The organism is Streptomyces sp. NBC_00637 (assembly GCF_045161545.1).
Taxonomy (GTDB): domain Bacteria; phylum Actinomycetota; class Actinomycetes; order Streptomycetales; family Streptomycetaceae; genus Streptomyces.
Map to the genome: position 1 here is coordinate 7,339,514 of NZ_CP109046.1, position 13,201 is coordinate 7,352,714.

Sequence of the window (13,201 nt, forward strand, 5' to 3'; positions counted from 1 at the left end):
CCGCGCGGCGCTCACGCACCGTGCCAAACCGTGGTGATGTTGCAGAACTCCCGGATTCCGTGCCCGGACAGCTCACGGCCGTACCCGGACCGCTTCACCCCGCCGAACGGGAACCCCGGATGCGACGCGGTCATCCCGTTGACGTACACCCCGCCGGCCTCCAGATCCCGGACGAAACGGTCCACCTCCGCCTCGTCCCGCGTCCACACATTGGAACTCAGGCCGAACGGCGAGTCGTTGGCGATGAGTACCGCCTCGTCCAGGTCGGCCGCCCGGTACAGCGTCGCGACCGGCCCGAACGCCTCCTCCCGGTGGATACGCATCTCGCGGGTGATGCCGGAGATCACGGTCGGCGGGTAGTACCAGCCCGGCCCGTCGGGCCGCTCGCCCCCGCACAGCACGGCGGCACCGGAGCGCCGCGCGTCGTCCACCAGCTCCTCCAGGTCCGACCGCCCCTGCTCGCTCGCCAGCGGCCCGACCTCCGTCTCCTCCTCCAGCGGGTCGCCGACCTTCAGCGCCGCCATGCCCGCCACGAACCGTTCGGTGAACGCGTCGTACACGTCCGTGTGAACGATGAACCGCTTGGCGGCGATGCACGACTGCCCGTTGTTCTGCACGCGGGCGGTCACCGCCACCCGAGCCGCCCGGTCGACGTCCGCCGACGGCATGACCACGTACGGGTCGCTGCCGCCCAGCTCCAGCACCGTCTTCTTGATCATCTCGCCGGCGGTGGCGGCGACCGCCCGCCCGGCCGGCTCGCTCCCGGTCAGGGTCGCCGCCTTCACCCGGTCGTCGCGCAGGATCTCGTCCACCGCGCCCGAGCCGATGAGCAGCGTCTGGAAGCAGCCCTCGGTGAAGCCGGCCCGGTGGAACAGGTCCTCGAGGTACAGGGCGGTCTGCGGGACGTTCGAGGCGTGCTTGAGCAGGCCCACGTTGCCCGCCATCAGCGCCGGCGCGGCGAACCGCACGACCTGCCACAGCGGGAAGTTCCACGGCATCACCGCGAGCACCGGACCCAGCGGCCGGTAGCGGACCAGGGCGCGCGCGGCGCCGGAGTCCTTCACGTCGGCGGCGGACGGCTCCTCGTCGGCGAGCAGTTCCGCCGCGTGCTCGGCGTACCAGCGCATCGCCCGGGCGCACTTCGCGGCCTCCGCACGCGCCTGCTTCACCGGCTTGCCCATCTCGGTGGTCATCACCCGGCCGATGTCCGCCTGGTCCTCCTCCAGGAGGTCGGCGGCCCGGTCGAGCAGGCGGGCGCGTTCGGCGTACGTCGTCGTCCGGTACGTCCGGAAGGTGGCCTCCGCGAGCTGGAGCCGGCGCTCCAGCTCCTCCTCGCCCATGGCCTCGTACGTCCGAAGCGTCTCGCCGTTCGCCGGGTTCACCGTCGCGATGGGCATGACCGACCTCCTGAAGAGCTGACTGTGCTTCGACCTTCGCGCGCCGGACCCGTGGCCGCAACGCGTGCGCATCCGCTCAGGCCGAGTGCTCCACCAGCCGGGCGAGAAACGTGGCCTGCGCCGTGACGATCACCTCGCGGGCCCGGTCGAGCCCGAACCAGGCCACCCGGTCCAGCTCCGGGAACTCCCGGGTCCGGCCGGACCTCGGCGGCCACTCCATGGTGAACGTGCCGGGTGTGATCGCCGCCGGGTCGAGGTCCGCCTCGATCGCCCACGCGGTGACGATCTTGCCGTTGGTCTGACGGACCTCGCCGAGGTCGATCGCCTCGCCGTCGGGCGGCGGCAGGCCCAGTTCCTCCCGGAACTCGCGGCGGGCCGCCTTCCAGGCCGGTTCGTCGGGCTCGTACTCGCCCTTGGGCACGGTCCACGCCCCGGCGTCCTTCTTCGCGAAGTACGGACCTCCCATATGGCCCAGCAACACCTGCGGACCGTCGTCGGTGTGCCGGAACAACAGCAGGCCCGCGCTGCGCTTCGGCGTCGCGGGGGTCAAGGGCGCACCTCCGGGTGGGCGGCGAGCAGGGTCTCCACCGTGTCCGCCTCCTCCGGGCGCTTGTCCTCGCGGTAGCGCAGGACGCGGGCGAAGCGGAGCGTGACGCCGGCCGGGTAGCGGGTGGACCGCTGGAGGCCGTCGTAGGCGATCTCCACGACCAGTTCGGGGCGTACGGTCACCACGTATCCGCTCTCGTCGACGGCCAGCTCCCGCAGGCGCTCCGTCTGCCAGGTGAGCAACGAGTCGGTGAGGCCCTTGAAGGTCTTGCCGAGCATGACGAAGCCGCCGTCCGCGGCGCGGGCGCCGAGATGCAGGTTGGAGAGCTTGCCGGTGCGCCGCCCATGGCCCCATTCGGCGGCCAGCACCACCAGGTCGAGCGTGTGCACGGGCTTGACCTTCAGCCAGGACGCGTCGCGCTGGCCCGCGCTGTACGGCGCGTCGAGGGCCTTCACCACGACCCCCTCGTGACCGCGCAGCAGGGTCTCCCGCGAGAACGCCTCCGCGGCCTCGACGTCCTCGGGGCCGGACACGACCGCGCGGCGTACCCGCATCGGCTCGGGAACCAGCCGGGCCAGCTCCGCGTGGCGTTCGGCGAAGGGCAGGTCGAGCAGGTCCCTGCCGTCCACGGACAGCACGTCGAAGAAGACCGGGGCGACGGGGACCGCCTCGGCGGCCGCCGTCACGTCCACCCGGGAGCCGACCCGGCCGGCGGTCTCCTGGAAGGAGCGGGGGCGTCCCGTCTCGTCGAAGGCGATGACCTCGCCGTCCAGGATGAACCGCGCCCCCGTCAACCGCCGTGCCGCGTCGGTCACTTCGGGCAGCCGGTCGGTGATGTCGTCGAGTGTGCGGGTGTAGAGGCGGACGTCGTCGCCGTCGCGGTGCACCTGGACGCGGATGCCGTCCAGCTTCTCCTCCACCGCGCAGACGCCGAGCTTGCCGACCGCCTCGGCCACGGTGGACGCGGTGTGCGCGAGCATCGGCAGCACCGGCCGGCCGACGGTGAGACGGAACGCCTCCAGCGCGGCCGGACCGTCCGCGAGCAGCGCCTGCGCCACCGTCCGTAGCGACCCGGCCAGCATCACCGCCCGGCGTACGTCCGCGGCGGGCGCCCCGGTCGCCTGGGCCAGGCCCTCCACGGCGACGGCGTCCAGCGCGCCCTGGCGGACCTCACCGGTGATGAGGCCGAGCAGGAAGCGTTGTTCGTCCGCGGTGGCCGCGCCCATCAACTCGCCGACCAGGCGCGTCCGTTCGGCTTGTGATCCGGCGCCCGACACCTTGCCCAGCTCGGTGAGGCGGGCATCCACCTCCCGCACGGTGAGGGTCGGGCCGCCGGCCGGGGCGACGGGCCGGCTCAGCACCTTCCAGCCGACGCCCAGCCGGCCCTGGGGGAGCCGTCCGGCCAGATAGGGGATGACGATGGGCACGTCGTCCGCCTCCGCGTCCCGGAAGAGTTCGGCGAGCAGGGCGATCTTGCGGGAGCGCGCCGAGGTGGCGGCGACCTCACGGGACACGTCGGCGAGCCGGGTCAGCAGCATGCAGCCATGGTGCGGCGCGCTCCGCGGTTTTACACGTCGGGGAACGGGTCGCTGTCGTCCGCGGGCGCGTTGTGGCTGGTCGCGCAGTTCCTCGCGCACCCTTGGGGGCGATGCCGAACCGCGGTCCGATTCGCCTGGACCGCTCAGCGGGCGGCTTCCGCGTCGAGGTCCTCCATCAGCAGCTCCCCGTTGATCGCCGCCCCGGCCCGGTAGCCGCGGCTGGCCGCGTTCACGACCTGCTCGGCGAAGCCCGACGCGTTGCCGGCCGCCCACAGGCCGGGCACGGTCGTCAGGCCCCGTCCGTCGACCACGGGGTACGTCCCGAAGGGGGTCTCGCTCATCTCGGCGCCCAGCCGGGCCAGTAGATCCGTCCGCGGCACCGCGCGGGGCGCGACGAACACCACCTCGCGGTCGTGCACCCGCCCGTCCGCGAGCCGGACCCCGGTGAGCCGGTCGTCCTCGACGACCAGCCCGGCCACCTCGCCGGGGACGACGCGCACACCGGCCGCGGCCAGCCTGCGCAGGTCCTCGTCGGTCAGCTCCGCCTCGGCGACCGTGTGCAGGAAGAGGCTCACGTCCTTCGACCACTGGGACACCATCAGGGCCTGGTGCACGCTCATCGCGGTGGTGGCGAGTACCCCGAAGGCCCGGTCGCGGACCTCCCAGCCATGGCAGTACGGGCAGTGGACGACGTCCCGGCCGAAACGCTCGGCGACGCCCGGGACCGGCGGCAGCTCGTCCTTCAGGCCGGTCGCTACGACGAGCTGCCGGGCCCGCACGCTCCGGCCTTCCCCCGAGGAGGCACCCCCGGCGAGCCGTACGGTGAAGCCCTCGCCCCGGGTGACGTCCACGGCCCGGTCGCGGACCAGCTCGACGCCGTACCGCGCGATCTCCTCGCGGCCGACGGCGAGGAACTCGGCGGGTGACATGCCGTCCCGCGAGAGGTAGCCCTGCATATGGGCGGCGGGCGCGTTGCGCGGTTCGCCCGCGTCGACGACCAGTGTGCGGCGCCGGGCCCGGCCCAGGACCAGCGCGGCGGACAGACCGGCGGCGCCCCCGCCGACGACGATCACTTCGTACTCCTCGGTCTTCTCGGTCACGGTGACCACCTCCGCGACCACGGTCGCCGGGCGGGCGCGGGATTGACAAACATCTTTGCCGCTTCGGCAATATGGAGGCATGACGACCGATGAGGTACTCGCGGAGGTCGGGCCGAGGCTGCGGCGGCTCCGCAAGGAGCGGGAGGTGACGCTCGCGGCGCTCTCCGAGTCGACCGGGATCTCGGTCAGCACCCTCTCGCGGCTGGAGTCCGGGCTGCGCAAGCCCAGCCTGGAGCTGCTGCTGCCGATCGCACAGGCCCACCAGGTGCCGCTGGACGAACTGGTGGGGGCGCCGCCGGTGGGGGATCCGCGGGTGCGGGCCGAGCCGATCACGCGGCACGGGCGCACCTTCTGGCCGCTGTCCCGGCAGCCCGGCGGACTCCAGGCCTTCAAGGTGCTGGTGCCCCGGCGCGAGGAGGAGCCCGAGCTGCGCGTCCACGAGGGCTACGAGTGGCTGTACGTGATGTCGGGGCGGCTGCGGGTGGTGCTGGGGGAGCACGACGTGGTGATGACGGCGGGCGAGGCCGCCGAGTTCGACACGCGCGTGCCGCACTGGTTCGGGTCGACGGGGGAGGGGCCGGCGGAGTTCCTGAGCCTGTTCGGACCGCAGGGCGAGCGGATGCATGTGCGCGCGAGACCTCGGCAGGGGTGACGGAGGCGACTCTTCGGCCGTCGTCTGTTCCCTCCTGGCAAGCGACCGCTTAGTATGCGAATCGACCCGGTCGGAACACCGGTCGGACGACGCAGTCCCGTGGAGGCTCCGCATGCAGGCATGGCAGGTGCACGAGAACGGCGAGCCGAGCGAGGTGATGCGGCTCGAGGACGTGGAGCGGCCCACGCCCGGCGACGGCCAGGTCCTGCTCAGGGTGCGTGCCGCCAACATCAACTTCCCGGACGTGCTGATGGTCCGGGGGCACTACCAGGTGCGGCCCCCGCTGCCGTTCACACCGGGTGTGGAGATCTGCGGCGAGACCGAGGACGGCCGCCGTGTGATCGCCAACCCGGCCCTGCCGTACGGCGGCTTCGCCGAGTACGCCGTCGCCGACGAGGCCGCGCTGTTCGCCGCGCCCGACTCGCTGGACGACGCGGAGGCCGCCGCGCTGCACATCGGCTACCAGACGGGCTGGTTCGGTCTGCACCGCAGGGCGCGCCTGGAGGCCGGCGAGACGCTGCTCGTCCACGCCGCCGCCGGAGGGGTCGGCAGCGCGGCCGTGCAGCTCGGCAAGGCGGCGGGCGCGAGGGTGATCGGTGTCGTGGGCGGCGCCGAGAAGGCCGCCGTGGCCCGGGAACTGGGCTGCGACGTGGTCGTCGACCGGCGGGCCGAGGACGTCGTCGGGGCCGTGAAGGCGGCCACCGGCGGCCGGGGCGCCGACGTGATCTACGACCCCGTCGGCGGCGACGCCTACACCCAGTCCACGAAGACCGTCGCTTTCGAGGGCCGGATCGTGGTCGTCGGCTTCGCGAGCGGCACCATCCCGAGCCCCGCGCTGAACCACGCCCTCGTCAAGAACTACTCGATCCTCGGCCTGCACTGGGGCCTGTACAACACCAAGAACCCGAAGCTGGTCCAGCACTGCCACGAGCAGCTCACCGAACTGGCCGCCCGGGGCGCGATCCGGCCGCTGGTGAGTGAGCGCGTCCCGCTCGACGGGGCCGCGGCCGCCGTGCAGCGCGTCGGCGACGGCGTCACCACCGGCCGGGTCGCCGTCGTACCGCAGAACGGAGCCGCCGTATGACCGACGCAGCCGAACTGAAGCGCCGCACAGCGCAGTTGCTGGCCGCGCACCCGCCCGCCGACACCGCTCCGGCGGACTTCCTCAAGGCCCGCTTCGACGCGGGACTCGCCTGGGTCCACTACCCCGAGGGCCTCGGCGGGCTGGGCGCCCCTCGCGCCCTCCAGGCCGTCGTGGACGCCGAGCTGACCGCCGCGGGCGCCCCCGACAACGACCCGCGGCGCCTCGGCATCGGCCTCGGCATGGCCGCGCCGACGATCCTGCGTTACGGCACCGAGGAACAGAAGCAGCGGTTCCTGCGCCCCCTGTGGGTGGGCGAGGAGGTCTGGTGCCAGCTGTTCAGCGAGCCCGGCGCCGGCTCCGACCTGGCCGCCCTCGGCACCCGCGCGGTACGGGAAGGCGACGACTGGATCGTCAACGGGCAGAAGGTGTGGACGTCCAGCGCCCATGTCGCCCGCTGGGCCATCCTCATCGCCCGTACCGACCCGGACGTGCCCAAGCACGCGGGCATCACCTACTTCCTCTGCGACATGACGGACCCGGGCGTCGAGGTCCGGCCGCTGCGCCAGATCACCGGCGAGGCCGAGTTCAACGAGGTGTTCCTCACCGACGTCCGCATCCCCGACTCCCGCCGCCTCGGCGACGTCGGTGACGGCTGGCGGGTCGCGCAGACCACGCTGAACAACGAGCGCGTCGCCATCGGCGGAATGCGGCTGCCCCGCGAGGGCGGCATGATCGGCCCGGTCTCGAAGACCTGGCGCGAGCGGCCCGAACTGCGCACCCACGATCTGCACCAGCGGCTGCTGAAGCTCTGGGTCGAGGCCGAGGCCGCCCGCCTCGCCGGTGAACGCCTGCGTCAGCAGCTCGTCGCCGGACAGCCCGGCTACGAGGGCTCCGGCATGAAGCTCGGGTTCGCCCGGCTCAACCAGGAGATCAGCGGCCTGGAGGTCGAACTCCTCGGCGCGCAGGGCCTGCTGTACGACGACTGGACGATGCGCCGCCCGGAGCTGGTGGACTTCACCGGCCGGGACGCCGGATACCGCTACCTGCGCTCCAAGGGCAACAGCATCGAGGGCGGGACCAGCGAGGTCCTGCTGAACATCGTCGCCGAGCGCGTTCTGGGCCTGCCGTCCGAGCCGCGCACCGACAAGGACGTCGCCTGGAAGGACCTGGCCCGATGAGCGCACAGCCCGATCTCCTCTACTCCGAGGAGGAAGAGGCGCTGCGCGCCGCCGTCCGCGACCTGCTCGCCGACCACTGCGACGCACCCGGCGTCATCGCGCGTACGGAGTCGGACGCGCCGCACGACCTCGCGGCCTGGAAGGCGCTCTCCGACGGGATGGGCCTCGCGGGTCTGCTGGTGCCCGAGGCGCTGGGCGGCCAGGGTGCCACCCACCGTGAAGTCGCCGTAGTCCTGGAGGAGTTGGGGCGCGCCGTCGCTCCTGTGCCATACCTGACCAGTGCCGTCCTCGCCACCGAGGCGCTGCTGGCTCTCGGGGACGAGGAACTGCTCGGGCGGCTGGCGTCCGGACGGACGATCGGCGCGCTGGCGGTCGGGCTGCACACCGCGCCGGGAACCGCCGTCCCGGCCGTACACGTCGTAGGGGGCCTGCTCCAGGGCGAGTTGTCCGGCATCGCGGACGCGGCCGTCGCCGACGTGCTGCTCGTACCGGCGGACGACGGCGGTCTGTACGCGGTGGACGCGGCCGCCGTGACCGTCACCCCGCAGGTGTCCCTCGACCTCACCCGCCCGCTCGCCACCGTCACCTTCGCCGACGCTCCCGGCCGCCGCCTCGGCGACGCCGAACCCGCCGTCCGGCGAGCTCTGCGCGCGGGGGCCGGGTTGCTGGCTTCCGAGCAACTCGGGCTCGCCGACTGGGCGTTGACCGAGACCGTGCGCTACCTGAAGGAGCGCAAGCAGTTCAACCGGCCCGTCGGCGGCTTCCAGGCGATCAAGCACCGGCTGGCCCAGCTCTGGCTGGAGGTCGTCAACCTCCGGGCCGTCGCCCGGGGTGCGGCCGACGCGCTGACGCGCGGCGAGGACGTCGACCTCGCGGTGGCCGTCGCCCAGGCCTACGCGGCGGGGGTCGCCGTGCACGCCGCCGAGGAGGCGCTCCAACTGCACGCGGGCATCGGTATGACGTGGGAGCACCCGATCCACCTGTACCTCAAGCGGGCCAAGGCCGACTCGATCGCCTACGGCAGCGCGGGCGCCCACCGGGCCGCCGTGGCCGAACTCGTCGACCTGCGCGCCCCCTGACCGTCACCCGGTGAAGCCCGCCCCCTGCCGGGGCGGGCTTTCCCGTGCTCCTGGCCGGAAGGAGTGAACAAGCGACGGCGCTCCGGCCAACTCCTGGCATGTACAGGTTCGTTGCCGCCAGAGCGGCCTCATACTCCCTGTGGTCCCGACCCGCCCCACAGGGAGGAACGACATGTCCCTCGTCACCCGCCGCAGAGTGCTCACCGGCCTCGGCGCCAGCGCCGCCGCGGTGCTCGCCCCGCCCGCCGCCGACGCGTTCGCCGACGGACACGAGCACGGCCCCCGCCCGCTGCGGCGCGCCCACGCCCACAACGACTTCGAGCACCCCCGCCCTCTCCTCGATGCCCTCGACCACCGCTTCGGCAGCGTCGAGGCCGACATCTTCCTCGTCGACGGCGAGCTCCTCGTCGCCCACTCGGCCGACCAGCTCGACCCCACCCGCACCCTGGAGTCGCTCTACCTCGCCCCGCTGGCCGCCCGCGTACGCGCCCACCACGGTTCGGTGTACCGGGGTTATCGGCAGCCGCTCCAACTGCTCATCGACATCAAGACCGAGGGATCCTCGACGTATCTCGCACTCGACCGGCAGCTCGGGCGTCACAAGGGGCTGTTCACCACCTTCGCGCACGGCAGCGTCCGCCCCGGGCCGGTGACCGCCGTCGTCTCCGGCGACCGCGCGGCGCGTACGCCCATGGAGGCCCAGGCCGTCCGCCGGGCCTTCTACGACGGCCGACTGGCCGACCTCGGCACCTCCGAGTCCTCGTTCGCCCCGCTCATCAGCGACAACTGGACGCTCAACTTCACCTGGCTCGGCCTCGGGGCCTTCCCCGAGGCGGAACGGCAGAAGCTGCGGACCATCGTCGGCGCGGCCCACGCGCGCGGGCAGCAGGTGCGGTTCTGGGCCACGCCCGATCTCGCGGGTCCCGCCCGGGACGCACTGTGGACGGAACTGCTCGCCGCCGACGTCGACTACCTCAACACCGACGACCTGGCCGGCCTGGAGGCGTTCCTCGACGCCCACCGGACGGCGTAGCGCACCCGCCTGACACCACTCGTTCGGCGGACAGGTGTGCCGCACGGACGAACCCTCCGTTACGCCACACTTGCGGCCGAACGCCGTGAAAGCGGACGCGTCGGAGGAGGTTGACGGTGGCCATTTCGATTTCCGCGGTGCTGTTGCTGCTGGTCCTGGCGGTGATCTTCATGCGCAACGGCGGACTGAAGGTCTCCCACGCGCTGGTCTGCCTGCTGCTCGGGTTCCTCCTGGCCGGCACCGGCATGGCCCCGACCATCCACAGCGGCCTCACGGCGACGGCCGACATCGTCGGCAGCCTTCGCCCGTGAGGCCGCTCCCGGGACCGCGGCGGCGCCAGTCTCCCGCCGTCTTCGGCAGCCTCGTCCGAGGCCGGCGCCCGGCGCCTGCCGACCACCGTCGGTGGCCGGCGCCGCCGACTACCGTCCGCTGACCGCCGGACGGTCCGGCATCACTTCAGGTGTCGGTCGAAGAACCGGCACCCGTCCTCCAGCTCGAACGGCGGGGTGCCGGTGTGTCCTCCCGGATTGGCGTGCAGCGTCTTCTCCTTGCTGCCGAAGGCGTCGAACAGCTCCAGGGCCCGTTGCCGGGGGTTCCCCTCGTCGTCCCACTGGAGCAGGAACAGCAGCGGAATGGTGACCTGCTCGGCCTCCTCGCGCTGGGCCCGGGCACGTACCCCCCGGCGAAGAAGCCCGCGGCCGCGATGCGTGGTTCGGCCACCGCGAGCCGGATGCCGAGTGCGGTCCATCCTCCGGAGTACCCGACCGGGCCGCCGATGCCGGGCAGTTCGAGGAGGGCGTCCAGAGTGGTCCGCCATTCCGGGACCGCGTTCTCGACCAGCGGGCCGATGAAGGACTCGAAGATCTCGTCGACCGGCTCGCCCGCCCGCATCGCCCGGCGGAGGTCGGCGCGCGCCTGTTCGTCTGCGGCGGAACGAGGACGGACACCGCAGCCGGCGGCGTCGATGCTGGCCACCGCGTAGCCGCGCGCAGCGGTGTACCGGGCCCGGGCCACCAGCCGGGCATCCGCCTTGGGCAGGCCGTTGTTGTGGGACATCAGGACCAGCGGGGCCGGCGCCGGCGCGGATCCGGCGGATCCAGTGGAGCCAGGCGTCCACAGGGTGCCGGGGATGTCCCCCAGGGTGAACTCTCGCTCGAGGACGCCGTCGTCGAGGCGTCGCTCGGAAGTGACATGCATGGTCGTGCCTTTCGGGAGGGCTCTTGAACGGCGCTCCCGGACGACGACCTATCGCCCGACCGTGACCCCGGAGGGGAGCACCCATGTCGATACTGTGTCCACGGGTACCACCTCCTCGTTCTCTCGCACGGCCTCCGGGAGAGTAGCAACGGTCGCCGCGGTCCGCCAACGCCTTTTTCGCGGAGGCCCGGCGGCCGGATGCCGTCTCACCACGGAGGACCCGGTCTCGGTTCGCCGCCGAGCTCCAGTCCCCGTCCCCGTCCCACCCCGCCCCAGGTCCCCGCCCCGGGTCCAGAGGGAAACGAGTCATCGGCCGACGAGCGGGAGACCGAGGACTCCGCGGTCGTGCCCGACGATCAGGTGCGGGCCCGCAGTGGCGAGGCAGGTGACCGCCACATCCAGGGCGATGTGCCGCACCGCGCCGGTCTCCGGTTCCCATACCCGCAGCGTGTGACCGTGTCTGCTGCCGGCGACCAGGACGGTGCGACCGTCGTGCAGGCTGGTGGCGGCGATGACCGGCAGTCCCGCGGTGCCCGTCGAGGCGGGCAGCCCGTCACCGATCGGGGCACCGGTGGCGAGGTCCCACAGCATGAGCACGCCGTGGTCGTCTCCGGTGGCCAGCACCGTGCGGTCGGGTGTGCGGTCGGGCGCGGGCACAGCCGCCACGGACGCCACCCGGTGGTCGGCGTCTTCGAGTGCCCGTGCGCTCAACTGCACGGCCGCACCGTTTTCCCAGGGGTCGTCGACGGCCGGATCCCACACGTGCACGCGGCCCGCGGTGTCCGAGGCCGCGATCAGCGTGTGGCCGACGGAGATCGGGACGGCGGCGATCGACCGGATGGGACTGCCGTACGGGTTGAGACGCCCGACGGACTCACCGGTGTCGGGGTCCCGCAACCGGACCGCGCCCCGGGGGGTGGCGGTGACGAGCAGGGTCCGACCGTCGGGGACGGTCGCCGTACACATCGCGGTCACCCCGCCGGGCCGGTTGCCGGCCGGTTCGCGAACCGGCCGCCCGGTGACGGGACTCCACAGGGCGATCGTCCCGGTGTCGCCCCCGCTCGCCAGCAGGACGCGGCCGTCGGGCCGGGGCAGGGCCGTCATCGAGCGGATCCGGTCGGGGTGTCCCGGCCACGGGTCGTGTACGAGTCGGCCGTCGGCCGCGTCCCACAGGCACACCACGCCCCTGTCCCCGGCGCCGGCCACGAGCGTCGGCCGACCGGGGAGCGACAGCACGGCCAGTGCGTCGACACCCCCGGACGAGCCGGGCACGGGATCGGAGAACACCGTGATGCGGCCCCAGGGCGTGCCGTCGGCCGCGAGCACCGCGTTCCCGTCCCGCCGGAACCGGGTCGCCGCTCGGCCTGTCGGGCCGGCCGTCGCCGACCCCACCGGGGCATCGGGCCCGTCGGAGTCCGTCCACGCCTTGGTCGGGTCGGGGTGGGGGAGCGCGCCGTACGGGTTCTCCGCCAGACCGTCGGCGATCGTCCATGTCCGCTCGCAGTCCCAGCAGCGGAAGTATCCGGTGAGCGACATCAGTGCGCGGGCCCACTCCCTCCCGGCCCGTGACGGGGCGCCCTTGACCGCGACCACACCGGCGAGCAGACACAGGACCGCCTGCCCGGGCGTTTCCGGGGGTACTCCCGCCGCCGCGACCGCGCGTGCCACCCGAAGGAAGGGCTCCCACTCTTCCCCCGGAGCATCCTCCGGCGCCTCCTCGCGCAGCGCGGCGGCGACCTCCCCCCAGGGATGCCCTCCCTGCCGGACCTGAGCGGGATCAGGCAGCCCCGGGGCCTCGACCGGCGGACGCACCGGGTCCACGAAGAACTCGGGGATCTCGGTATCGCTCCCGCACCCGGGACACGACAGCAGGAGACCGCTTTCCCGGGCGGCGAGGAGGCCCCTCAGCGCTTCGCCCGTGTGGTGGCCGGCGAAGGCCACGCAGGAGAGCACGAGGTGGGCGCAGACCTGCGCGGGAGTGCCGGCGGCAAGGAGGCTCCGTACGGCCGCGCGCTCGGCCAGACGCAGTGCGGCGCCGAACCCCGCCTCGAGATCGGCCGGGACGGGAGGCCGGTGATCCGCGGTCATGATGCATCCCATGTCGACCCAGAAATCCGCCGACTGCGCCGGAGACAGGGCCGCCGCCGCTTCGACGAGATGCGGCAGGGCCGCGTAGGCCCCCTCGGAGACGATCCCGTCGTCCAGCAGGCCGCCGGCGAGGTACGTCCAGCTCTGCCGCCATTCATCGCCGCTCCCGGCGGCGGCCGCGGACGCCATCTGCTCCAGGAGTGCTTCCACCTCCCCGGCTTCCACACCGTCGACGTCATGCCACCGAGGGCTGGACAAGGGCAACTTCGCCATCATGGAGTGAGTCTCGCAAGCAGCGGTGACAGCCG

General features: G+C 73.1%; 11 protein-coding genes and 1 pseudogene. 6 read left to right on the forward strand and 6 right to left on the reverse strand.

The genetic code is table 11. The annotated features are described in order from the left end of the window. Window positions 1-11: 11 nt before the first annotated feature. From OG440_RS32360 to OG440_RS32375, 4 genes are all read right to left on the reverse strand, one after another. Window positions 12-1,397 carry an NADP-dependent succinic semialdehyde dehydrogenase gene (locus tag OG440_RS32360; RefSeq protein ID WP_406010286.1) on the reverse strand — a complete coding sequence of 462 codons (1,386 nt, stop codon included), beginning with the start codon at window positions 1,395-1,397 and terminating at the stop codon, window positions 12-14. 76 nt (window positions 1,398-1,473) lie between these two features. After that, window positions 1,474-1,947 carry an NUDIX domain-containing protein gene (locus tag OG440_RS32365; RefSeq protein WP_406010287.1) on the reverse strand — a complete coding sequence of 158 codons (474 nt, stop codon included), beginning with the start codon at window positions 1,945-1,947 and terminating at the stop codon, window positions 1,474-1,476. Further along, window positions 1,944-3,482 (reverse strand): ATP-dependent DNA ligase, encoded by a 1,539-nt coding sequence (locus OG440_RS32370; protein WP_406010288.1) that lies wholly within the window; start codon window positions 3,480-3,482, stop codon window positions 1,944-1,946. The genes OG440_RS32365 and OG440_RS32370 overlap by 4 nt, the downstream gene beginning before the upstream one ends. A gap of 143 nt (window positions 3,483-3,625) precedes the next feature. Continuing rightward, window positions 3,626-4,591, reverse strand: coding sequence for an NAD(P)/FAD-dependent oxidoreductase (locus OG440_RS32375; protein ID WP_406010289.1), 966 nt, complete (start codon window positions 4,589-4,591; stop codon window positions 3,626-3,628). A 70-nt stretch (window positions 4,592-4,661) separates the two neighbouring features. Here OG440_RS32375 and OG440_RS32380 point away from each other — a divergent pair, with 70 nt between their 5' ends. The 6 genes from OG440_RS32380 (at window position 4,662) to OG440_RS32405 (ending at window position 9,919) form a co-directional block, all read left to right on the forward strand. After that, the gene (locus tag OG440_RS32380; protein ID WP_406010290.1) at window positions 4,662-5,234 is read left to right on the forward strand and encodes a helix-turn-helix domain-containing protein; all 573 of its coding nucleotides are present in this window, start codon (window positions 4,662-4,664) and stop codon (window positions 5,232-5,234) included. A 112-nt stretch (window positions 5,235-5,346) separates the two neighbouring features. Continuing rightward, on the forward strand, window positions 5,347-6,318 hold the full coding sequence (locus tag OG440_RS32385) for an NADPH:quinone oxidoreductase family protein (protein WP_406010291.1): 972 nt from the start codon (window positions 5,347-5,349) through the stop codon (window positions 6,316-6,318). Next, window positions 6,315-7,496, forward strand: a complete 1,182-nt coding sequence (locus OG440_RS32390; RefSeq protein ID WP_406010292.1) for an acyl-CoA dehydrogenase family protein — start codon at window positions 6,315-6,317, stop codon at window positions 7,494-7,496. The genes OG440_RS32385 and OG440_RS32390 overlap by 4 nt, the downstream gene beginning before the upstream one ends. Further along, complete coding sequence (locus OG440_RS32395; RefSeq protein ID WP_406010293.1) at window positions 7,493-8,575, forward strand: acyl-CoA dehydrogenase family protein; 1,083 nt, start codon at window positions 7,493-7,495, stop codon at window positions 8,573-8,575. Before OG440_RS32390 ends, OG440_RS32395 begins: the two co-directional genes overlap by 4 nt. A gap of 172 nt (window positions 8,576-8,747) precedes the next feature. Continuing rightward, window positions 8,748-9,608, forward strand: a complete 861-nt coding sequence (locus OG440_RS32400) for a phosphatidylinositol-specific phospholipase C/glycerophosphodiester phosphodiesterase family protein (protein WP_406010294.1) — start codon at window positions 8,748-8,750, stop codon at window positions 9,606-9,608. A 116-nt stretch (window positions 9,609-9,724) separates the two neighbouring features. Continuing rightward, the gene (locus OG440_RS32405) at window positions 9,725-9,919 is read left to right on the forward strand and encodes a hypothetical protein (protein ID WP_406010295.1); all 195 of its coding nucleotides are present in this window, start codon (window positions 9,725-9,727) and stop codon (window positions 9,917-9,919) included. 140 nt (window positions 9,920-10,059) lie between these two features. Here the strand turns inward: OG440_RS32405 and OG440_RS32410 are convergent. Further along, window positions 10,060-10,805: pseudogene (locus tag OG440_RS32410) on the reverse strand (dienelactone hydrolase family protein). A 306-nt stretch (window positions 10,806-11,111) separates the two neighbouring features. Next, window positions 11,112-13,169: a WD40 repeat domain-containing protein gene (locus OG440_RS32415; protein ID WP_406010296.1), complete on the reverse strand. Its 2,058-nt coding sequence runs from the start codon at window positions 13,167-13,169 to the stop codon at window positions 11,112-11,114. Window positions 13,170-13,201: the final 32 nt, after the last annotated feature.